Raw genomic sequence first — 21504 nt, forward strand, 5'->3', positions numbered from 1 at the left:
GACCCCATGGACCGAACCGACCGTATCCACGGTATCGACGAGGAATCGCAGACGCCGGCGCCGCCCGTGACCTTCACCGGCCGCAAGACGCTCGTGGCGGCCGCGGTCGCCGTGGTCCTGATCGCCGGGGCCCTGCTGATCCGCCCGGCCAAGGCCGGTGACGACGCCCGCCCGCCGGGGCCGAGCGAGCGGGCCGCGGAGGCGGTCGGCATGGGCGCGCCCGCGGCGGCGGTGGACCTGACGGCGCTGGTCGCGGACCGGGAGAAGTGGGTCGCGGCGCATCCGGACGACGACGCCTCGTGGGCGGTGCTCGGCGCCGCCTGTCTGGAGCAGGCGCGGCGCACGGCGGACTCGGCCTGGTTCCCGAAGGCGGAGAAGGCGCTGAAGCGGTCGCTGGAGGTCCGCCCGGCCGAGAAGGGCAACTTCGACGCGATGACGGGCATGGGGGCGCTGGCCAACGCCCGGCGGGACTTCGGGACCGGGAAGAAGTGGGGCGAGCTCGTACGGGCGCAGGCGCCGCGGCGCTGGACGGCGTACCCGGTGCTGGTGGACGCCTACACGGGCCTGGGCGACTACAAGGCCGCGCAGAAGGCGACGGAGCAGCTGCTGGAGCTGCGGACGGGGCTGGCGGCGTACGTCAGGGCCTCGCAGGTCTACCGGGACCGCGGCTGGCGCGAGGACGCGGCGGTGGCGATGGAGCACGCGGCGGGCGCGGCGAAGACCCCGGCGGAGAAGGCGTACGCGCTGTTCCGGCTCGGGGAGCTGTCCTGGGAGCGGGGCGACGCGGCGCAGGCGCTGCGGCTGTACGAGGGTTCGCTGAGGACGGATCCGGCGCAGGCGGAGGCGCTGGGCGGCCGGGCGCGGGCGCTGGCCGCGCTGGGGCGCGACGGTGAGGCGGTGCGGGACTACCGGCTGGCGCTGGGGCGCACTCCGCTGCCGCGGCTGGCGCTGGAGCTGGGCGAGCTGCTGGACTCCCTGGGCCGCGGGGAGGAGGCGCGCGCGCCGTACGGAATGCTGAGCGCGCTGGCGTCGCGGGACGATGCGAACGGCGTCGACGACGACGTGGTGCTGGGCCTGTACGAGGCGGACCACGGCGATCCGGCGGCGGCGGTGCGCAGGCTGTCGGAGGAGTGGACGCGGCACAAGAGCGTGCAGGTGGCGGATGCGCTGGGGTGGGCGCTGCACCAGGCGGGCGAGGACGCGGCGGGGCTGGAGTACGCGAAGAAGGCGACGGATCTGGGCCTGCGCAGTGCGGACTTCTCCTTCCACCGGGCGATGATCGAGCGGGGCCTCGGCGACGAGGCGGCGACGCGGCGCCACCTCGAGGAGGCCATGCGCACGAACCCGCACTTCTCGCCCCTGCGGGCCCCGCTGGCGAAGGAGGCCCTGACGGCGATCGGCCAACCGCCCCCGGGCGGCCCGGAAAACCTCCTGCCGACCACCCCGTGGGTCGCCCCGGAGCTCCCGAAGGCGGCGCCGCAGCCGCAGCCTAAGCCGGCTGCGGCGAAGCGGGAGAAGCCGGAGAAGCCGGAGAAGTCCGCGCCGAAACCGGAGAAGCCCGCGCCCAAGCCCGGCACGCCGTAACACCCGGACCGGACGCTCCCGCCCGTAGGGTCCCGGTGGTCGCCGCCGTATTGGCCCATCCCCCGTGGTCATTGGTGAACATGGCGCCGAGGCCCTGCCGGCGGCCGGCGGCAGGGCGCCCGCCGGCCATGTTTCCATCCTCTGGACCACCCGGTTTCATCCCGGGGAAGGGCCCCGGTGCCGGTCCGGCCCTGCGACCGGCGGGGCTGGTCCCCCGCCGGTCGGGGGGTGGCGCACGGCCACGGGGGCCGGGATCCGGACAGGGATCCGGAGATGCCGATACGGCCCGCCGGATGAACCGGCGGGCCGTATCGGTGCAGTGCGTGTCAGGGCACCGCGTATCGGGCTGGGGCGGGCCTCAGAGGTTGCCGCGCTTCGCCTGCTCCCGCTCGATCGCCTCGAACAGGGCCTTGAAGTTGCCCTTGCCGAAGCCCATCGAGCCGTGCCGCTCGATCATCTCGAAGAAGACCGTCGGCCGGTCCTGCACCGGCTTGGTGAAGATCTGCAGCAGGTAGCCGTCCTCGTCGCGGTCCACGAGGATCTTCAGCTCGCGCAGGGTCTCGACCGGGACGCGGGTCTCGCCGGCCCACTCGCCCAGCGTGTCGTAGTACGAGTCCGGCGTGTCCAGGAACTGCACGCCCGCCGCCCGCATGGAGCGGACCGTGGCCACGATGTCGTTCGTCGCCAGCGCGATGTGCTGGACGCCCGCGCCGCCGTAGAACTCCAGGTACTCGTCGATCTGCGACTTCTTCTTCGCGATCGCCGGCTCGTTGATCGGGAACTTCACCTTCAGGGTGCCGTCCGCGACCACCTTCGACATCAGCGCCGAGTACTCGGTCGCGATGTCGTCGCCCACGAACTCCTTCATGTTCGTGAAGCCCATGACCTTGTTGTAGAAGGCGACCCACTCGTTCATGCGGCCGAGCTCGACGTTGCCCACGCAGTGGTCGATGGCCTGGAAGGTGCGCTTGGCCGGGGGCTCGACCATCGGGTCGACGGCGACGAAGCCGGGCAGGTACGGGCCGGTGTAGTCCCCGCGCTGCACGAGCGTATGGCGGGTCTGGCCGTACGTGGCGATCGCGGCCAGCGTCACCGTGCCGTGCTCGTCCTTGACCTCGTACGGCTCGTCCAGGCCGCGCGCGCCGTGCTCGACGGCGTACGCGTATGCCGCCCGCACGTCCGGGACCTCGATGGCGAGGTCGATCACGCCGTCGCCGTGGTCGGCGACGTGCTCGGCGAGGAAGCGGCCGCGGTCGGTCGTCGCCTTGATGACGGAGGTCAGCACGAAGCGTGCGCCGCCGTTGGTCAGGACGTAGCTGGCGGTCTCGCGGACGCCGTTCTCCGGTCCGGAGTAGGCGACGAGCTTCATGCCGAAGGCGGTCGAGTAGTAGTGCGCGGCCTGCTTGGCGTTGCCGACGGCGAAGACGACCGCGTCCATGCCCTTCACCGGGAAGGGGTCTGCCTCACGCGCGGTGTGCGGGGTGGTGTCGAGGGTCTCAGTCATGAGCGCAGAGTCCCGCCGATCCACAAGCTGCGCAATAGTTTCCATTTCTGCTGTACATACTGACCAGCATCGCCGCAGGATGGCTGAAACATCTGTGCACTATGACCACCCCCAGACCCCGGGAGGCACCCATGGGCATCGACGACCTCGACGGCCGGCTCATCGTCCTGCTCGCCCGCGAGCCCCGGATCGGGGTCCTGGAGGCCTCGCGCCGCCTCGGCGTGGCCCGCGGGACCGTACAGGCCCGGCTGGACCGGCTCCAGTCGAACGGAGTCATCCGCGGCTTCGGCCCGCAGGTCGATCCGGCGGCCCTCGGCTACCCGGTGACCGCGTTCGCCACCCTGGAGATCAAGCAGGGGCAGGGGGCGGACGTACGGGCCCACCTGGACGGGGTGCCGGAGGTGCTGGAGCTGCACACCACCACGGGGCACGGGGACATGCTGTGCCGGCTCGTGGCCCGGTCCAACGCCGACCTCCAGCGGGTGATCGACCGGGTGGTCGGGTTCGAGGGGATCGTGCGGGCTTCGACGGCCATCGTCATGGAGAATCCCGTGCCCTTGCGGATCATCCCGCTGGTCGAGCAGGCGGCCGAGGACGACAGCCGCTGACCCGGGGCAGCCGAGCGCCGGAGTTCCAAAGAAGACGTTGCAAAGAAACCCTTGCATGGACATCTTTGCAACTCTATGGTCGAGGCATGCCCGAGAAGAACACCGAAGCCGCCGAAGCCGCCGAAGGCACCCATGGGGTCGCGGACTCCGCGCCCCCGCAGGGGGCCGCCGAGCCCCAGGTCCGGATGCTCGACGCGCACGCCCTGCGCGGCCTCGCCCACCCCCTGCGCATGCGCCTGCTGAGCGCGCTGCGCCAGGGCGGCCCGGCCACGGCCTCGCAACTGGCGGCGAAACTCGGGGAGTCCAGCGGGGCCACCAGCTACCACCTGCGCCAGCTCGCGGTGCACGGGTTCGTCGAGGACGCGCCCGAACACGGGAAGGGCCGGGAGCGCTGGTGGAAGGCCGCCCACGACGGCACGGCCTTCGACGAGGCGCTGATCTTCGAGGACGACCCGGCGACCCGGGCCGCGGCGGACGTCTTCCTCTCCGAGATCACGAAGATCCACGCGCAGGAGCTGACCACCTGGCTCGGCACCGCGCACACCTGGACGCCCCAGTGGCGCGGCGCCTCGGACATCAGCGACTTCACGCTCAGGCTGACCGCCGAGCAGAGTCGCGAACTGGTCGACACACTCCATGAGTTGATCAACAGTTACCGCGACCTGCCGCACGCGCCGGACGCCGAAGGCGTGGAGACCGTCCGTTTCCACACGCACGCCTTCCCGCGCCGCGCCGCCGAGTAGCCCCGCCGAGCAGCCCTCGCGCACGCCGCACGCCGCACGCCGCACGCCGCACGCCGCACACGTCGCTTCGCAGAAGGAGTCCCGCCATGCACGCCTTCCTCCACGCCCACACGCACGCCGCCCGCACGGCCGAGCTCGCCGCCGAGGCCGCCGCCTGGCACCGCGCCCAGCAGACCGCCGCCGGCGCCCCCGCCACCCCCGCTCTGCGCAACCGGCTCGGCGAGGCCCTGATCGGCGCCGGCATACGCCTGATGGAGCCGGCCCACATCCACACCCGCCTCCAGCACCCGCACGCGGCATGAGCAGGCGGCCGTTCACGGCCGTCCTGGCCGCCAACACCATCTCCATCGCCGGGAGTTCACTCACCCTCATCGGTGTCCCGTGGTTCGTGCTCCAGACCACGGGCAGCGCCGGCCGGGCCGGGATCGTCGCCTTCTGCGCCACCCTGCCCGTTGTCATCGCCGCGCTCGTCGGCGGCCCGGTCATCGACCGGATCGGCCGGCGCCGGGTCTCCGCCGTCTCCGATGTGATCTGCGGCATGTCGGTCGGCGCGATCCCGCTGCTGCACCACGCGGGCGTCCTGGAGTTCTGGATGCTGTGCGCGCTGATGGCCGTCGGCGGCCTCGTGCACACGCCGGGCCTGACCGCCCGCTACGTCCTGCTCCCCGACCTCGCCGAGCACGCGGGCACCACCCTCGCCCGCGCGGCCAGCCTCTACGACGCGGTCTCGCGCGGGGCCCGGATGATCGGGGCCGCGCTGGCCGGCGTACTGATCGCGGCCTTCGGCGCCGAGACCGTACTGCTGCTGGACGCGGCCACCTTCGGGGCCTCCGCCCTGCTGGTCTCCGCCTTCCTGCGCGGAATCCCGGCCGCCGAACCACAACGGGCCGCCGGAGAGGTCTCGTTCGCCGCCTACCGGGCCGAACTGGCCGAAGGCTGGGCCTTCCTGACCCGCTCGCGCCTGCTGATGGGCATCACCGTGATGGTCATGATGACCAACGGCCTGGACCAGGGCTGGTCCTCGGTCCTGCTGCCGGTGCACGGCCGGGAAGCCCTCGGCGGCGCCACCGCCCTCGGCCTGATGATCTCCCTCTTCGGCGGCTTCGCACTGCTGGGCGCCCTGCTCTACGGGGCGTGGGGCGAGCGGTTCCCGCGCCGGGCGGTGTTCGCGGCGGCGTTCCTGCTCTGCGGGGCGCCCCGCTATGTGACGGCCGCCTTCACGGACACCGCACTGCCGCTCGCGGTGATCATGGCGCTGGCCGGCCTGGGCGCGGGCGTGCTCAACCCGGTCCTGACCACGGTCATGTACGAGCGGATCCCGGAAGAGCTGCGCACCCGCGTCTCGGGGGTGAGCACGGCGGGCTGCGAACTGACCATGCCGCTCGGCGGACTGGCGGCCGGCCTGCTGGTCGACGGCTTCGGCGCGCCCCGGGCACTGCTGCTGTTCGGGGGCGCGTACCTGCTGACCACGCTCGCCCCGGTGGTCTTCCCGGCCTGGCGAGGGCTGGACCGCGCGCCGCTCAGCAGGCCGGAACGGCCTCTCCCCGGTTCAGCGCGCGAAGGGCGTTCACCGCATCCGTCAGCGAAGTGACGGGCACCAGCCGGAGCCCCTCGGGGAGTTCCGACCGGGCGTCCGAGCACTCCGCCTTCGGTACGAGGAACACGGTCGCCCCGTCGCGCCGCGCGGCCTGGGTCTTCAGGGCCACCCCGCCGACCGCGCCGACCTCGCCGTCAGCTGAGATGGTGCCCGTACCGGCGATGGTGCGTCCGCCGGTGAGGTCGCCGCCGCTGCCGTCACCGTCGAGCTTGTCGACGATGCCGAGGGAGAAGAGCAGCCCGGCGCTCGGACCGCCGACATCGGCGAGGTTCAGCTCGACCTTCACGTCCTTCGGGTCCTTGTGGAGGTAGCCGAGGGCGACGTCGGTGGCCGTCGACTGGGACCTGGCCATTTCCTCCAGGTTGTGCTCCTCGATCTCCTTGTCGCTTCCGCCCGAGGAGTACACCGCCTCCTTGGGCAGGACGGCCCGGGTGGTGTCGAACCAGTGGCCGACGAGCTCGGGCAGGTTCACGCTCGTGGAGGGCCCGGTGGCCTGGATGGTGGTCATACGGAGCTGCCCCTTGGTCTCCCGGGCCGGCGCCCCGGAGACGGCGATGACGGCCTTGCCGTCCCGCTCGCCCAGCACGTCGGCCGTGAGCCCCGGCTGAGCGATCACAAAGGGCAGCGGCGCGAACACCGCGAGGGCGAACAGCCCGATGACCGGCACGGCGCAAACGGCCAGTGCGGCAGGACGCGGCAGACGCATGAGACGAGAGAGCACGCCCCCAATCTATCGGCCCACCCCACCGCCCCAGCCCCGCCGGGCGGACACGTCCAACCCCGCCGGGCGGACACGTCCAGCCCCGCCGGCGTTTGAGGCGCGGGGGTCCGGGGGCAGAGCCCCCGGCAACGGCGCCGCACCCGGCAGCGCACCCGCAGCGCACCGGCAGCGCCGGAGGACACCGCCAAGGCCGCGCCTAGCGAAGGGCGTCGGCGACCTCACGCGCCGCGTCAACCACCCGCGGCCCCACCCGCTCCGGCACCGCGTCGGCCAGCATCACAACGCCCACGCTGCCCTCCAGCCCGGTGATCCCCACGAGCGGCGCTGCAGCGCCACTGGCGCCCGCCTCCAGCTCCCCGTGGGTCAGCGTGTACCCCGGCTCGATCAGCTGGCCCTGACGGGCGGCCAGGATGGCCCGCCCGGCGGCCCCGCGGTCCAGCGGGTGGCGGAAGCCGGCCCGGTAGGCCACGTGGTAGTCCGTCCAGGTCGGCTCCACGACGGCGACGGCCAGCGCCTCGGTGCCGTCGACGAGGGTCAGGTGCGCGGTGGCCCCGATGTCCTCGGCGAGGGACCGCAGCGCGGGCAGGGCGGCCTCGCGTACGAGCGGATGGACCTGTCGGCCCAGCCGCAGCACCCCGAGCCCGACCCGGGCCCGCCCGCCGAGGTCGCGGCGGACCAGGGCGTGCTGCTCGAGTGTGGCCAGGAGCCGGTAGACCACGGTGCGGTTGACACCGAGGCGGTTGGAGAGCTCGGTGACGGTCAGACCGTGGTCGGTGTCGGCGAGCAGTTTGAGGACTCTGAGCCCTCTGTCGAGAGTCTGGGAGGTTTCCGCGGTCACGACGCCTCTCCCTCTTTCGGTGAGCGGCGGTAACTCTCTGGGTGGCACGCCGCCGGTCCGTCGGCGACGCGTGGAGAGGCCGCCGGTAGCGGCCATGGCACCGGCTGCGCTCCCGCGGCGGCGCTGCCACGGTGCGTTCGATGCGGGGACAGTAGCGAGCAGGTTCGCTCAGCGGAAGGGCTCGTCCAGAATCCGGGCGCGTGCTACCGCTATATGCCGATTCCGGAAGGCCCCCGGTCCCACGGCGCGACCGCCCACGTGCACCGAAACGCGGTCGTACGACCCCGAGCCGGACGAAGTCCGTGCGAACCTCCGCACGGACCCCGTTTCATCCCCTGTGGGAATGGATCACCGCATACGGGTGGCCCACTCCTGTACCTTCTTGATCCGCTCGCGCAGCTGCCCCGCCGTCGCCTCCGCGCTCGGCGGTCCGCCGCACACCCGGCGCAGCTCCGTGTGGATCACCCCGTGCGGCTTGCCGCTCTGGTGGACGTACGCGCCCACCATCGTGTTGAGCGACTTGCGCAGCTCCAGCAGCTCCTTGTGCGAGACCACCGGCCGCCGGTCGGCCGGCAGCTCCAGCAGGTCCGCGTCCGCGTCCGGCTTGCGCCGGCTGTGCGCGATCTGCCGCGACTGGCGCTTCTGCAGCAGCATCTGCACCTGGTCCGGCTCCAGAAGCCCCGGGATGCCGAGGTAGTCCTGCTCCTCCTCGCTGCCCGGGTGCGCCTGCATGCCGAACTCGGCGCCGTCGTACAGCACCCGGTCGAAGACCGCGTCGGACTCCAGCGCCTCGAAGGACATCTGCTCGTCCTCGCCGGTGTCCTCGTCCTCCTGCTTGTTCGCCTCGTCCATCTCCTTCTCGGACTCGGCGTACGGATCCTCCTCGCCCTGCTTCTTCGGCTTGTCGAGGACGTGGTCGCGCTCGACCTCCATCTCGTTGGCGAAGCCGAGCAGGTAGGGAATGGTCGGAAGGAACACCGATGCCGTCTCGCCGCGCCTGCGCGAACGCACGAAGCGCCCGACGGCCTGCGCGAAGAACAGCGGTGTCGAGATGGTGGTGGCGTACACCCCCACCGCCAGCCGCGGCACGTCGACGCCCTCCGACACCATGCGGACCGCGACCATCCAGCGGTCGTGGTTCCCGCTGAAGGTGTCGATGTTCTTCGAGGCCCCGGTGTCGTCGGACAGCACCAGGGTCGCCTTCGTCCCGGTGATCTCGCGGATCAGCTTGGCGTACGCGCGCGCCGAGTCCTGATCGGAGGCGATGACGAGGCCGCCCGCGTCCGGGATGCCCTTCCTGACCTCGGTCAGCCGCTGGTCGGCGGCGCGCAGCACGTTCGGCATCCAGTCGCCGCGCGGGTCCAGCGCCGTCCGCCACGCCTGCGAGATGGCGTCCTTGGTCATCGGCTCGCCGAGGCGCGCGGCGATCTCGTCGCCCGCCTTCGTCCGCCAGCGCATGTTGCCGCTGTAGGAAAGGAAGATGACGGGCCGGACGACCCCGTCCCCGAGCGCGTTCCCGTACCCGTAGGTGTAGTCGGCGGAGGACCGCCGGATCCCGTCGTTCCCCTCCTCGTAGGTCACGAAGGGAATGGGGTTGGTGTCGGACCGGAAGGGCGTTCCGGTCAGGGCCAGGCGCCGGGTGGCCGGGTCGAAGGCCTCCAGGCAGGCCTCGCCCCAGGACTTCGAGTCACCCGCGTGGTGGATCTCGTCGAGGATCACGAGGGTCTTGCGCTGCTCGCAGCGGTTGCGGTGCAGCATCGGCCGTACGCCGACACCCGCGTAGGTGACGGCGACCCCGTGGTAGTCCTTGCTGAGCGGCCCGGCGGAGTACTCGGGGTCCAGCCGGATGCCTATCCGCGCCGCCGCCTCCGCCCACTGCTTCTTGAGGTGCTCGGTCGGCGCGACCACGGTCACCTGCTGGACCACGTGGTGGTGCAGCAGCCAGGAGGCCAGGGTCAGCGCGAAGGTGGTCTTGCCGGCGCCGGGGGTCGCCACCGCGAGGAAGTCGCGCGGCTGCGTCTCGATGTACCGGTTCAGGGCACCCTCCTGCCAGGCACGCAGCTTGCTGGCGGTGCCCCACGGCGCACGGCCGGGGAAGGCGGGTGAGAGGTGGTGGGAGGCGGTAGTAGTCACGGTCTCCGGTTCGTCGCTCTCGGCAGTCGTACGTAGGACAACCGGGCCACCCTACCGGGGCGGGCCCGCCCCTCGCGGAGGGACAGGCCTGTGACCTCGCGGGGTGCGGTGAGCGTCACATTGCTTCGTGGAGCGCCCGCAATCTCCGCGCGATCTGCGCCACGTCTTCCAGGCTGCCGGTGGCCACCTCGATCACCAGCTTGTACGACTCGTCCTGATCGACGTCGACCATTTCGGTCCCGTTGAAGTCGAGGAACACGACCGTGCACATCCAGGCCATGCGCTTGTTGCCGTCCACCAGCGGATGGTTCACCGCGAGGGACTGGAGCAGCGCACCGGCCTTCTCGAACAGGTCCGTGTACGCCTCTACCCCGAACATCTGGGACTGCGGCCGGTGCACGGCGGAGCTGAGCAGGCCCAGATCGCGTACCGCGACCTGCTGTCCGCACATGGCGAGCTCTGCCAGGTCCAGGGCTTCCTGGACCGTCAGGTACTTCACTTACTCCCCCAGGCGGCGCAGCAGGTCGGCGTGGCTCTTCGCGTACTTCTCACCCAGCCGGCGGACGGTCTCGCGGTCCGCCTCCTGTTCGAGGTAGCGGTCAATCGCCTGGAGCACTATGGCATGCATGCTGCGGCCCTCCTCCTCGGCACGGAGCTTCAGGGCCTCTTGCTGATCGTCGCGGAGACGCAGGTTCATCGCCATACCAAAACGGTACCACGATGGTGGGGCCATCGTGGTACTACTTTCTCGGGGGGCCGTCCAGACGGGTCGCGACCCACGCCCCCACCAGCGCCACGCAGGCCATCGGCAGGAACACCACCAGGAAGGCCGCGGGGTGCGCGGCGCCGCCGCCCTCCGCCACCGTGTGCCCGGCCCCCACCGCCCCGCCGCCCAGCGCGGCGAAGGCCGCCCCGCCGGCCGCGAGCAGCACGACGTTGGCCAGCGCGTCGGAGATCTGCAGGGCGGCGGAGTTGGCGCCCGCCTCTTCCGGCGCGGACAGCTTCAGCAGCAGCACGCTCGTGGAGCCGATCACCAGCCCCATGCCGAGGCAGCCCACCGCCCAGGCGAGCGCGAGGGTCCACACGGGCACGGACTGGATCAGCACCGCCGGGGCCACGGCGATCGCGAAGGCCACCATCACCATCCCGCCCACCATCAGCCGTTCCCGGTAGGGGTCCATCCGTCCCTTCGACTGCACCCACGAGCCGCCCGCCCACGTCAGCCCGCCCGCCGCGAGCGAGAAACCGGCCAGGGTGGGGCTGAGCCCCCGCTGGGTGACCAGCATGAGCGGCACGAAGCTCTCGGCCGCGATGAACGACCCGGCCGCGACCCCGCGCAGCAGCACCACGGACGGCAGCCCGCGCCGGGCGCGGTAGGTCCCGCGCGGCAGCAGCCCCCGCACGGCGGGCACGAGCAGCGCCGCGCCGGCGATGCCGGGCACCAGCGACAGCCACCGCGCGCCTGGTTCGGATGCAGTCTGGGCGGCGTACTGGAGCAGGCCGGCGCCGAGCGAGATCCCGAAGGCCAGCCGGATCCGCCGCCGGTCGAAGGCCGCGGGCGCCGCGCCGGTGTCCACCGGCCCGGAGGCCGTCCGCCGTATCGCGGGCAGCGCGACGACGAGCGGCACGACCACGAGGGCCGGTATCCCGAGGAACACCCACCGCCATCCGAGGTGCTCGGTCACGGTCCCCGCAGCCAGCGGCCCGACGATGGACGGCACCACCCAACTCGCGGCGAAGGCCGCCATGATCGCCGGCCGCAGCCGCTCCGGGTAGGCCCGGCTGACGACGACGTAGAGCGCGACGATGACCAGCCCGCCGCCGAAGCCCTGCACGGCCCGCCCGAGCACGAACACCCACATGTCCCCGGCGGTCCCCGAGCCCACGAGCCCGGCGGCGAAGGCCCCGATCCCGCCGGTCAGCGGCCGCAGCGGCCCGTGCCGGTCGGCCCACTGCCCGGACAGGACCATGCCGAAGAGGCTGGTGGTGAAGTAGGCGGAGAAGGCGAAGGCGTAGAGCCCGATCCCCTCCAGCTCGCGAGCGGCGACGGGCATGGCCGTCCCCACGGCGGTGGCCTCGAAGGCAATGAGAAAGACAACGGAGATGATCCCGAAGCTGAGCGTCCGGTACGCGGCCCCCATGATCCCGCCGGTCGGCGGGGCCGGGGTGACCGGGCCGGTCTTCTCGGGGGCACGGCGTTCAAGGGCACTCATCGCCCCAGAGTAAGGCGCACAGCCGGTATTCACCCCTGTCAATTAGGCGGATCCCGCCTCCGCCCGAGGACCTACGACTGTGAACGCGGCACGGCAGTCGTATGGCGGCACCCGCGCATCCCTTCCCCCACCCGGCGGGGGCTCGTACGGTCGTAGACGTCACCACCACACAGCCGTGTGCCCGAGTGGTTGAGGGACTCGCCTGCACAGTGCCTAACAGCGGGCTCCGCCCGCGGGGAGTTACGCCGGTTCGATTCCGGTCACGGCTTCGCGGCAGGCCGCTCAGGGGCAGCGCTCCCCTGAGCGGCCTTCGCCACGTCCCCGGCCCGCCGGCCTCACGGCCTCACGCGGTCGGCGCGGCCTTCTCCTTGACCACCAGCTTGTCCGGCAGGCCGCCGTTGTCCTTGCAGCCGAGTTCCTTGGCCATGGCCAGGGCAGCTGAGTGGACGATGGCGAGGTTGGCCTCGCGCAGCTCAAGCTCGTTTGCCTCGGATCCGTTCGCCACGCTGACGCTCGCCGCGACCGGCACAGCCTTGTCGGGACCCGCGAGCTTGCTGCTGGCGCAGTCGAAGAACAGCTGCGCCTGACGCGAGATCGCCAGGGCGTTGCGGCCAAGGTCGTACTCCCAATAGTGGCCCTTGCCGCTCTCGCTGTTCTCGCCGGTCCGCTGCAGCTCGCTCTGGATCTCGAAGGTCACCGAAACCTTCCGCCGGTTCTTCTCGTCCAGTGGAGTGGCCCTGCAGGCTTGCCCGCCGAGCGAGCCGCCCGCCTTGGCGTAACCGCGGGCCAGTACGCCAGCCACCCACGTGACGCCCGGGTTCTCCCCGTTCTCCGGCGGCGCGAAGACGGTGGCCTCAGTGACCTTCTCCAGGCCGCGGACCGCGTCGGGACCGAGCATCCCCCCCGGACACACCTCTGCCGCGGACAGCTCGGCGGGCCCGCTGGGCTCGTCATCGTCCCCACCGCAGCCCACGAGCAGCGTTGCACCCATGACCGCCAAGGCCAGTGCCCCGACACGTCGGCCAGCGGTTCCCGAACTCCCTGGAGTCACCTTCGCACCTCACTTCTCCACGACGGGCTCGTTCCCGGTGTGCTGTTCGAGACCCCAGCCATAGTTGTAGCCGGTCAGGTTCGACTGCGTCAGCAGCTCATCGAACGGATCGTCCAGTGCCACAGGGTGATGCCTCAAGAACTGCTTCACAGGCGAGCCGGACAACTCCGCGCCGTTCGTGTAGACACTCGCCTTGTCCTCGTGGGCTTGGCCCTCCACCTTCTCCTTCTTACGGTCCGCCTCGGCGTCCGACCAGTCCGAGATCAGGCCGCCCGCGACCTGCTCCAGCGCGCCACTGCCCGTGTCCACCGCAAGAGGCACGATGACCGCCGCGGCGCCAGCGGCCGCCGCCGTCGCAGGCAGGAAGGCAACACCCGCGGCGATCGCCGCCGTCGTACCGAACTCGATCCAGCCCGACCGCTTCTCCACGGCCTTCTCGTAGTCTTCAACCCACTTCTTGGCGTCGGCGTCAATCTGCTTGCCGCGGGACTCGTCCAGAATGCCCTGAAATTCACCGCCGGTACGGGCCGCCTCCATCAGAGCGCTCTGGTTGAGCTTGCCGTCGGGTCCCACCTGGGACTCGAGCATTGACGCCTGGAAGACCGACTCGGCTCGGGACATGGTGAGGTAGGAGTCGGGGTGCTGGCCAAGGCTGCTGAGGAACTTGAGGGTGTCGTCCCGCTCGAACTCCGCATGGCCTTCGCCCACGCCCGCGAACAAACTCCTCCCACCGTTCTCCCGCAAGCTGTGGTTCAGATCGTCAATGTATCCCGCGCCCATAGTCCCCAGGCTGTCCGCCAGGGACTCCTGGTTCTTCAGCAGCTCGGCGTCCCCGCCGTACTTCGAGACGACCTCCTGCATGATGCGCGAAGAAACCTCGTCGCGCTCAAGCTTCGGCGACGGGTCGTCCCACGCGTGGCCGAGGGTCGCCGCCTCCAGCGCATGCCCGAGGGCGTCCGGCATGTACTGCTGGACCTTCTTCATGTCGTCCGGATTCGTGCTCTCCGTGTCGATCGTGAAGTCGTACTTCTCGTTGCCGAAGAAGTCGAGGTAGTTCTTGATCGGCTTCTTGTCCTCGCCCTTGCCCAGGTCGGCCGGGCCGGACTTCTCAGTACCGTCCTGGTTGTACGCGTGCGGCGTGCGCTCAGGGTCGAAGAACTCCTTCGCGGCGTCCGGGCTGTGCCCCATCGCCTCCAGGAAACTGACCACGGGGTCGTAGCCGGCGCCGTTGACACCGGACGGGTTGAACAGGTTCTTGCCGAACCCGTTGATGTGCCGGGTCGAATTGAAGAAGTCCGGGTCCTTCGCGTGGATCTGCGTCGCGTGCTCGGCGATCGGGACCAGGAACTTCGGGTCGTAGTTTCCGTACCGCATGATGCCGCCGAGCAACTGGTACCCGTACGGCGGGTTCTGGTCGTACTTGGCAAGCGGGATGTGCTGCGTGCCGAGCTTGCGCAGCTCCTGCGCGTAGGAGTCCGGCAGATGGGGCTCGCTCTTCGAGCTGGTGGCCGTCGCCAGGTTGAGGCCCAGGTTCTTCTGCAGCTCCTGGACATCCTTGAGCCGCTGCTCGTCGAGCTTGGAGTAGTCGTAGGTGTCGGTCGACATGTACCCGAAGAACTCGAGCGCCCCCTTGGGGCCGAGCTTCTCGTAGAAGTTCTTCGAGAACTCCGGGACCTTCGCGTTGTCCGCCAGCAGCTCGTTGAGCTCCACGAGCTCGTCGTGGCTCAGCTCCCGCCCCTTCTTCGCGAGGTCGGCGGCACGGCCCGCCTGCTCGGCATCGAGGCTGCCGTACTTCGGTGCGCTGAAGTCATGCCCGTCGGTGACGTTGGCGCCGAGCATCCGGGCCAGCGATTGGTCGACGTCGTCGCAGTTGTCGATGATGGCGTCGATCTTCTGCTGCCACAGCCCCCGGTTCTCCCGCACGGCCTGCTGGTAGTCGGGGTCGTGACGGGCCGCGTTCCGCTCACCCTCGGTCGCCGGCGGAATGGCGGAGACCCGCCCGGACGCGTCGACCTGGAAGCCGGCCGCGGGAGCCTCCTCCGTAGCGATCTTCTTTAACTGTTCCTTGAACGACTTGAAGACGGCGAGGCCCTCGGTCAGGGCCTTGTGGACGCCCTTGGCCGCCTTGGCGGCGTCCTCGAACTCCTTGGCCGTCTTGTCGACGAACCCCCGCGCCACGCCCGCGGTGACCCCGCTCCACTCGGCCTTGTCGGACTTGGCTTTCATGCCGTTGCGAGCGGCCTCGGCCATCTCGTCCAGCTTGCCGGCCATCGCCGTCCAGTCAGTGACCGCCGTCTGGAGCTTGTCCAGGGGTGCGTTCAGCACGTTCTCGTACGTCAGCATGTCGGCGGGCCCCTACTTCAGGTACTTGTCGATCGCGGACGCGGTGAAGTCTGCGTGGAGCTGCTGCTCGTCCTTGGCGTGGGAGGTGAGGGAGTAGTTCAGGCCGTTGGAAATGTTGGCGCAGGCGGCCACGAGGGTCTTCACCTGGGTCTCCCAGGTGGTGTTGACCTTGAGGAGCGCCGCCCCGCTGGCGAAGTTCTCCTTCGTGAGCGCGCCTGCGGCTTCGGTGGTGGAGGTGGCGGCGTGCTTGCCGTCGGTCTGGAGGCGGGTGTGGAGCTTGTACGCCTCGGAGCCGACGGCACCGATGTGGTCCTGGTTGAGTTCGAGGTCGCCGCCACCGCCACCCCCGCCCGGATCGGCGGGGACCTGGTTAAGCCGCATGGAGACATTGGCGGTGGCCGTGGCGCGAGCCGCCGACCATTCCTCGTCGAACGACATCGCGTGAACTCCCGTGTCAGGTCGGGTCCGTCAGGCAGGTCAGTCAGGTCGTACAGGTCAGTCAGCGGTTGCGGCGCACCACGACTACGGTCACGGCTCCGCCGATGAGCACGCAGGCTCCCAGGCCGAGGGCGATCCAAGGCAGGGAACTGCCGCTCTTCTTCTCCTCCGCCTGCGGTGCCGGCTTGGACGCCGCCGAGTCGGGAGCCTTGCCGTCGGGGGAAGCCGAGGGCTTCTTGGCTGCGTCCGCCGCCGCCAGGTCGGGCAGGGGGTAGACGTCCGCCGGACCGGGGTCGCCGGGCGTCTGCAGCGCGAGGCGGGGCCGGACCACGCCGTAGCCGACGAAGTCGTTGCGCTGAGAGCCGTCAAAGGGCTTGCCGGCGGTGTTCAGGAGAACGCGGAGGACCTGGTTGTTGGTCCAGTCGGGGTGGGCGGACCAGAGGAGGGCGGCGGAGGCGGAGGCGAGGGCGGAGGCGTCACTGGTGCCGGAGGTCTTGCACAGCCCCGTCTTGCCCGTGCAAGCCGTGACGATGTCGATGCCAGGCGCGGCCATGTCCACCTGGGGACCGTGCTGCGACTCCTTGGTCGGCTCGCCACTGGGATCCACTGCGCCTACGCCGACCACCCCAGGGGTCGCACCCGGGTACTCGACCTTGTTGAGCGTGTCCCCAGAATTTCCCACGGCGGCGAAGATCAGCTTGCCCTTCGAGAGCGCATATTTCACCGCTTCGGCCCGCGCCAGATCATCTTCGGGCTTGCCGTCGATACCCAGGGAGATATTAATGACCTTGGCATCCGATTCTGCCGCATACCGAATGGCAGCGACCCACGACGGGGTTGCCATTTCAGTGTTAGAAACGCGGAGTGGGAGAATCTTGGCGCCAGGTGCGAGTCCGTAGCTACCGTCGCCACTCGGATGTTTTCCCGTTCCGGCGATCATGGCTGCTATGCCTGTGCCGTGAGTGCTGTTGTCAGCATGTCCGTCGCCACCTTGCGACGTGAAATCCTTGCCAGAGACAACCTGGCCTTCTAGTTCGGGAATTTCCTTGATTCCATCGTCGATTACCGCGACGGTAACGCCCTTCCCCTTGCTGATTTTCCAAATCTCGTCAGCCTTCATGGCGTCGAGATGCCATTGCTGCGATCGAATGGTCTCCGCGTGGGCCGGGGTCGCGGCGACCCCGGCCAGCAGCAGACCCACCAGGGCCGAGGTCGCCTTACGCATGCGCATCCCGTGCAACGTCCGTTCTGCTCAGTCGATCACCGGCGGAGCAACACGACGGTTGCCCTGCCAGGTCTCTTCGTCTTCAACCAGGTAGTCGGGGCGTTCGCCCCCCTGGTCGTCCCGTCGCTTACCCGGAGTGTGCGCGCCCGCGCCAACAGCGCCGTTTCGCACCAGTCCCGAGCCGCCCTGGGTGAACGGCTGGCCGCCCGCGACCGGGCGACCGGCTGCAGACTGACGCCCACCGACGCTGCCTCCCGGCTCCGAGGCCAGCCGACGGCCTGCCGACGCTCTGCCCGCGCCGCCGTGAGCGCCACCGCCCATGCCGCCACCCATGCCGCCTATGCCACGGCCAGCCTGAGCACCTTCGCCGATGACCGTGCCACGCGGGATGCCCGAGCTGGGACCGTTGGACTTCATCGGACGACCGCCCATGATGCCGCTGTCACGCGGGGGCATGCCCGGCGGCATACCGCCGACCTTGCCACCCGGATGACCGGGACCCGTCAGAGTCGGGTACGGGCCAAGGCCGTGGCCTGGGCCCGTACCGAGCCCCTTCACGCGGCCTACCGGCGGGAGACCCATAGGAGGGACGAACGGGCCGGGGGTGGGACCGACGGGGCCGGGGCCCGTGGGCAGCGGCACACCTGGCGTGGTCGTCATCGGCGGCACAGTCCGATCCGGGAGCGTGCCAACGGAGTCGAGGCCCACGTCCACATTACGGTCCGGGATCCCCGGCATGGACACCGACGGGACCGTGTTGTCCGGCTGCGGCTGGTGCCCAGGCACCCACCCGGGCTCGCTCGAAGACGCACCACTGCCCGAGCTCGACGGCGTGTACGAGGAACCGGCCGAGCTAACTCCCCCACCGGACCCTCCCCCGGGCCTCGCCATGTCCTGCTCTCCATAGCGCTCCGGTACGAGCACCGGCGGCGGCGGCGGAAACGTCGGGATCTTCGCATCCCCCATATGCTGGGAGGACTTCTCGTACGACCCGGCCAGCTTGGTCATCGCGTCCACGGCCCGCGCGTGGTCTCCGCTCAGCTTCGACCACGCCTCCTGGCCCAGCTTCACCGCATCCGGGTCGTTGTGGTATTCGCGGGACGTCGCGAGGTTCTGCTTGAGGGTCGCCTCCGTAGACGCGTCGTACTTGGGCATGTTGCCCGCGCCGTAGTCGGTCGGCTTGACCTCGCGCATGATCTGGGCGGACTCCGCCATGTACTTGCCGCCAGTGGCGCTGTACTCGGCCAGCACCAGCGTGGCGCTGCCCGTCTGGTTCACCCAGTTCTGGAAGGCCTCGGCCGCTTCGCCCTCCCAGCCCTTGACCTTGTGGTCCTTGAGCTTATTTCCGATCTCTTCGATCGTCTTGGCGGCATTGGTGAGCTGCGTTGCGCAGTCATGGGCCTTGTCCGGGTCCATCGCAGCGACCATGGCGTACAGCTGCGCGTGTGTGTAGCCCTCAAATTCACTCATCGAGAGCACCGCCCTTCTTCGTCCCCTTCGGCTGCGACGTGTTCGGCGCGGCTGACTGTCCGCCATCGGCCATCTTGTCCGCGTACGGGTCAAGCTTCGGGATGTACAGGTCATGGGCCTGCTTGGCAAGGAGGGCCATGCGCCGCTTCGTCTCCTCGTCCACCTCGCTGTAGCCGCCCCCCGCAGACTGGATGGCGATGCCGAGAGCCTCGATCTGCACCGCCAGCCCCTTCGACAGCTTCTGCAACTCCGTATGGACGGTGGTGTACGCGTTGTAAAGCTTCTCGGCCTGAGTGAAGTCCTTGCCCAGGGCACCCTTCGGCAGCGTGCCGTCGGCCAGCTTCCCGTGGTGCGCCGGGGAGTCCTGAAGCGTCGTCAGGAGCCCGTCGACCAGCTTCTGATAGGCCTTCAAGTCGTCGTACTGAACCTTCAGCGCCGCAGCGGCCGCCCCGTAGACAGCGCCTGCGAGCGCGCCCATCGGACCCGCCAGCCCCAGCGCGAGGCTCGCTCCCACCAGGCTCGCCCCGTTGTCCTCTGCCACGTTGGCCTCCCCGTCTCCCCGTAGTACCGGCGCGCAAGCACCGCTACCGTCCCCGTTCGCACCCGTTCGCACGAGTTCGCGCGCACACGTGCGCACTCTCACCGATCACTCTAGCGACCGGCGCCGACAGTCCCAAGTCCGGTGTTGCACGTGCAATGCGGGTCACATGGTCATGAGTTGGGCGCCGCGACCGCCGCCGATGGCCTGATCGGGAGCCTGTTCACCGGGCGGCCCGTGGCCGCGCGTACTGCCGAGGCTACCGCCGCCGGCGCCGTTACCACAGGGACCGCGCTCGCCGCCTTCGCGCCGAAGGGAGCCACCACGTCCCGCTCTTCGACCAGTTTGACGATGCGGACCACCGGGGCGTCCAGCGACGTCGGCAGGGCGTAGCCCGTCAGGTCCGGGTGGCGGACCAGGCCCGCGACCGTGCGGAGGTTTTCGGTCAGGGCCGCGCCCACGCCCTGGGTGACGCCCGCTTCGATACGGGCTTCCAGCTGGCGGGGGTTGAGGATGCGGCCGACGTCCTGGGCCACGGCCAGTTCGACCACGCGGACCGAGCCCAGCTCGATGTCCACGTCGACCACCGCACGGATCGCGCAGAAGGCGAGGCCCACGAAGGCGTCGCCCTGGCCGTCACCGTCCAGGGGCTCGGTCGGGTGGGGGCGGCACTGGGCCGTCGCCCAGAGCTCCTTGCCCTCCATCGCCTCCGCGACCGTCGTGGAGAAGGCACCGTCGTATGACGTGATCCGGCCATCTGTGATCTGGAGCAGTTCCGTTGACATGCCCAGTTTGTGGGCCATGGGCTGGAGGAGCTGGGTGCGGACCATCTTGGCGGCCCGTTCGACCGCGCCGCCCGAGACCCACGTGTGGCGGCCGTGGGCCGACGGGCCCGCCGGCGGCTGGTCGGTGTCGACGGGGGCCGTCGTCACCTCGTCGACGCCCAGGACCTCCTGGACGATCTGGCGGGCGAGAGTGGAGAAGCCCTGGCCGGTGTCCACCGCCGCGCAGATGACCGTCGCCGACCCGTTGACGACCTTGACCGTCGCCGTAGAGACCTCGTCCGTGCCCTCCGCGCCGAGCATGTGCACCATGCCGACGCCGTAGCCGACCCCGCGCCGCACCGCGCCCGGCTCGCCCGCGCCCTCCAGGCCGCCCGGGAGCAGCCACTCGTCCTCCGGGGTGTCCTTCGGGAGGGAGGGGAGGGGGTAGTCGCGGACCGAGCGCAGGAGTTCGGCCACGGGGGCCGGGCAGGTCACCGTCTGGCCCGTGGGGAGGAGGTCGCCGGTGGCGAGGACGTTGCGCATGCGCAATTCCGCGCCGTCGATGCCGAGAGCGGCCGCGAGCTTGTCCATCTGGCCCTCGTACGCGGCGCAGACCTGCATCGCGCCCTCGCCCCGGACGTGGCCCGACGGGGGGTTGTTCGTGCGGACCGCCCAGCCTTCGACGAAGGCGTGCGGGACGACGTACGGGCCGCAGGCGAAGGCCACCGCGGCGGCCAGCGACTCCGCCGAAGCGTCCGCGTACGCGCCGGCGTCCATCAGGATCTGGGCCTCGACCTTGACGAGGCGGCCCTCCGCGTCCGCGTGGTGGCGGTAGCGCAGCAGCGTCGGGTGGCGGTGGGTGTGGCCGAGGAAGGACTCCTCGCGGGTAGCGGCCAGCTTGACCGGGCAGCCGGTGCGCAGGGCGAGCAGGCCGAGCGGCAGCTGGAAGGCGGCGTCCTCGCGGTCGGCCGTCGCGCCCGGGACCCCGGTGACGACCACGCGCACCCGGTCCGGCTCCAGGCCGAAGCAGGCGGCCGCGAGGTCGCGGTCGGTGTGCGGGTCGGTGGAGGCGGTGTACAGCTCCACGCCGCCGTCGGGGCGCGGCACGGCCAGCCCGGCCTCGGCGCCGATGGGGGCGGGGTCCTGGCGGCCGATGCGGTACAGGCCGTCGACGACGACCTCGCCGGTGGCCTCCGGGTCGCCGTAGCGGAGCGGGATGTGCCGGATCAGGTTGCCGTCGGGGTGCAGCGGGGCGGCGCCGAAGGACTGCTCGGGGTCGGTGACCGGGTCGAGGAGCTCGTACTCGACGGCGATCGCGGCCGCGGCGAGGCGGGCGGTGTCCGGGTGGTCGGCGGCGACGGCGGCGATGGGCTCGCCGTGGTGGCGTACGACGTCGTGCGCGAAGACCGGCCGGTCGGCGATGCGGCGGCCGTGGGTGGTGGCGCCGGGGACGTCGGCGTGGGTGACGACGGCGCGGACGCCGGGCATCTCGGCGGCGGCCGAGGTGTCGATGGAGAGGATCCGGGCGTGGGCGTGCGGGGAGCGGAGCACGGCGGCCCACAGGAGCCCCTCGGCCCACAGGTCGGCGGCGTAGGGGAAGGTGCCCTCGGTCTTGGCGCGGGTGTCGGCGGCGGGCACGGAGGCGCCGATTCCGCGCGGTACCTGCGGTTCCGCGGCCTCCGCGGGCGCCGCCAGGGCGGTCACCGTGGTGTTCACCGTCGTCGTCGCCGTCGC

The 21504-nt window shown here is 70.8% G+C and carries 19 protein-coding genes and 1 tRNA gene; 6 read left to right on the forward strand and 14 right to left on the reverse strand.

Going from position 1 to position 21504, the window contains the following annotated elements; translation table 11 throughout:
* Positions 1-6: 6 nt before the first annotated feature.
* Complete coding sequence (locus tag J7E94_RS22710; RefSeq protein ID WP_215018306.1) at positions 7-1584, forward strand: tetratricopeptide repeat protein; 1578 nt, start codon at positions 7-9, stop codon at positions 1582-1584.
* Between the two features lie 358 nt (positions 1585-1942).
* Here J7E94_RS22710 and hppD read toward each other — a convergent pair whose 3' ends face one another.
* Complete coding sequence (gene hppD / locus J7E94_RS22715; protein WP_215018308.1) at positions 1943-3088, reverse strand: 4-hydroxyphenylpyruvate dioxygenase; 1146 nt, start codon at positions 3086-3088, stop codon at positions 1943-1945.
* 131 nt (positions 3089-3219) lie between these two features.
* Here hppD and J7E94_RS22720 point away from each other — a divergent pair, with 131 nt between their 5' ends.
* The 4 genes from J7E94_RS22720 (at position 3220) to J7E94_RS22735 (ending at position 6030) form a co-directional block, all read left to right on the forward strand.
* Entirely contained in the window at positions 3220-3696 is a 477-nt protein-coding gene (locus tag J7E94_RS22720; protein ID WP_215018310.1) for an Lrp/AsnC family transcriptional regulator, read from the forward strand.
* Positions 3697-3782: 86 nt separating this feature from the next.
* On the forward strand, positions 3783-4439 hold the full coding sequence (locus J7E94_RS22725) for a helix-turn-helix domain-containing protein (RefSeq protein WP_215018312.1): 657 nt from the start codon (positions 3783-3785) through the stop codon (positions 4437-4439).
* Between the two features lie 86 nt (positions 4440-4525).
* Positions 4526-4741 carry a hypothetical protein gene (locus tag J7E94_RS22730; protein ID WP_215018314.1) on the forward strand — a complete coding sequence of 72 codons (216 nt, stop codon included), beginning with the start codon at positions 4526-4528 and terminating at the stop codon, positions 4739-4741.
* Positions 4738-6030, forward strand: coding sequence for an MFS transporter (locus J7E94_RS22735; protein ID WP_215018316.1), 1293 nt, complete (start codon positions 4738-4740; stop codon positions 6028-6030). Before J7E94_RS22730 ends, J7E94_RS22735 begins: the two co-directional genes overlap by 4 nt.
* Here J7E94_RS22735 and J7E94_RS22740 read toward each other — a convergent pair.
* From J7E94_RS22740 to J7E94_RS22765, 6 genes are all read right to left on the reverse strand, one after another.
* The gene (locus tag J7E94_RS22740; protein ID WP_215018412.1) at positions 5960-6742 is read right to left on the reverse strand and encodes a PDZ domain-containing protein; all 783 of its coding nucleotides are present in this window, start codon (positions 6740-6742) and stop codon (positions 5960-5962) included. The genes J7E94_RS22735 and J7E94_RS22740 overlap by 71 nt on opposite strands.
* Positions 6743-6953: 211 nt before the next feature.
* The gene (locus J7E94_RS22745; RefSeq protein WP_215018318.1) at positions 6954-7595 is read right to left on the reverse strand and encodes an IclR family transcriptional regulator; all 642 of its coding nucleotides are present in this window, start codon (positions 7593-7595) and stop codon (positions 6954-6956) included.
* A 348-nt stretch (positions 7596-7943) separates the two neighbouring features.
* Positions 7944-9728 (reverse strand): DEAD/DEAH box helicase, encoded by a 1785-nt coding sequence (locus J7E94_RS22750; RefSeq protein WP_215018320.1) that lies wholly within the window; start codon positions 9726-9728, stop codon positions 7944-7946.
* Between the two features lie 115 nt (positions 9729-9843).
* Positions 9844-10227 carry a type II toxin-antitoxin system death-on-curing family toxin gene (locus J7E94_RS22755; RefSeq protein ID WP_215018322.1) on the reverse strand — a complete coding sequence of 128 codons (384 nt, stop codon included), beginning with the start codon at positions 10225-10227 and terminating at the stop codon, positions 9844-9846.
* The gene (locus tag J7E94_RS22760; RefSeq protein WP_215018414.1) at positions 10228-10425 is read right to left on the reverse strand and encodes an Arc family DNA-binding protein; all 198 of its coding nucleotides are present in this window, start codon (positions 10423-10425) and stop codon (positions 10228-10230) included.
* Between the two features lie 43 nt (positions 10426-10468).
* Entirely contained in the window at positions 10469-11941 is a 1473-nt protein-coding gene (locus J7E94_RS22765; RefSeq protein WP_215018325.1) for an MFS transporter, read from the reverse strand.
* A 171-nt stretch (positions 11942-12112) separates the two neighbouring features.
* Between J7E94_RS22765 and J7E94_RS22770 the strand changes: the two genes are divergently transcribed.
* Positions 12113-12210: transfer RNA gene (locus J7E94_RS22770), tRNA-OTHER, on the forward strand.
* Between the two features lie 74 nt (positions 12211-12284).
* Here J7E94_RS22770 and J7E94_RS22775 read toward each other — a convergent pair.
* From J7E94_RS22775 to J7E94_RS22805, 7 genes are all read right to left on the reverse strand, one after another.
* A complete protein-coding gene (locus tag J7E94_RS22775) occupies positions 12285-12932 on the reverse strand; it encodes a hypothetical protein (protein ID WP_215018327.1) in 648 nt (215 codons plus the stop codon).
* Between the two features lie 69 nt (positions 12933-13001).
* Entirely contained in the window at positions 13002-15335 is a 2334-nt protein-coding gene (locus tag J7E94_RS22780) for a DUF6571 family protein (RefSeq protein ID WP_215018329.1), read from the reverse strand.
* A gap of 12 nt (positions 15336-15347) precedes the next feature.
* The gene (locus J7E94_RS22785) at positions 15348-15773 is read right to left on the reverse strand and encodes a hypothetical protein (RefSeq protein ID WP_215018331.1); all 426 of its coding nucleotides are present in this window, start codon (positions 15771-15773) and stop codon (positions 15348-15350) included.
* 61 nt (positions 15774-15834) lie between these two features.
* Positions 15835-17004, reverse strand: coding sequence for a type VII secretion-associated serine protease mycosin (gene mycP / locus J7E94_RS22790; RefSeq protein WP_215018334.1), 1170 nt, complete (start codon positions 17002-17004; stop codon positions 15835-15837).
* A 21-nt stretch (positions 17005-17025) separates the two neighbouring features.
* On the reverse strand, positions 17026-18468 hold the full coding sequence (locus J7E94_RS22795) for a WXG100 family type VII secretion target (protein WP_215018336.1): 1443 nt from the start codon (positions 18466-18468) through the stop codon (positions 17026-17028).
* Positions 18461-19009, reverse strand: coding sequence for a hypothetical protein (locus J7E94_RS22800; protein ID WP_215018338.1), 549 nt, complete (start codon positions 19007-19009; stop codon positions 18461-18463). The genes J7E94_RS22795 and J7E94_RS22800 overlap by 8 nt, the downstream gene beginning before the upstream one ends.
* 170 nt (positions 19010-19179) lie before the next feature.
* Complete coding sequence (locus J7E94_RS22805; RefSeq protein WP_215018416.1) at positions 19180-21474, reverse strand: xanthine dehydrogenase family protein molybdopterin-binding subunit; 2295 nt, start codon at positions 21472-21474, stop codon at positions 19180-19182.
* Positions 21475-21504 lie beyond the last annotated feature (30 nt).

This window comes from Streptomyces sp. ISL-94 (assembly GCF_018614075.1).
Classification (GTDB): Bacteria; Actinomycetota; Actinomycetes; order Streptomycetales; family Streptomycetaceae; genus Streptomyces.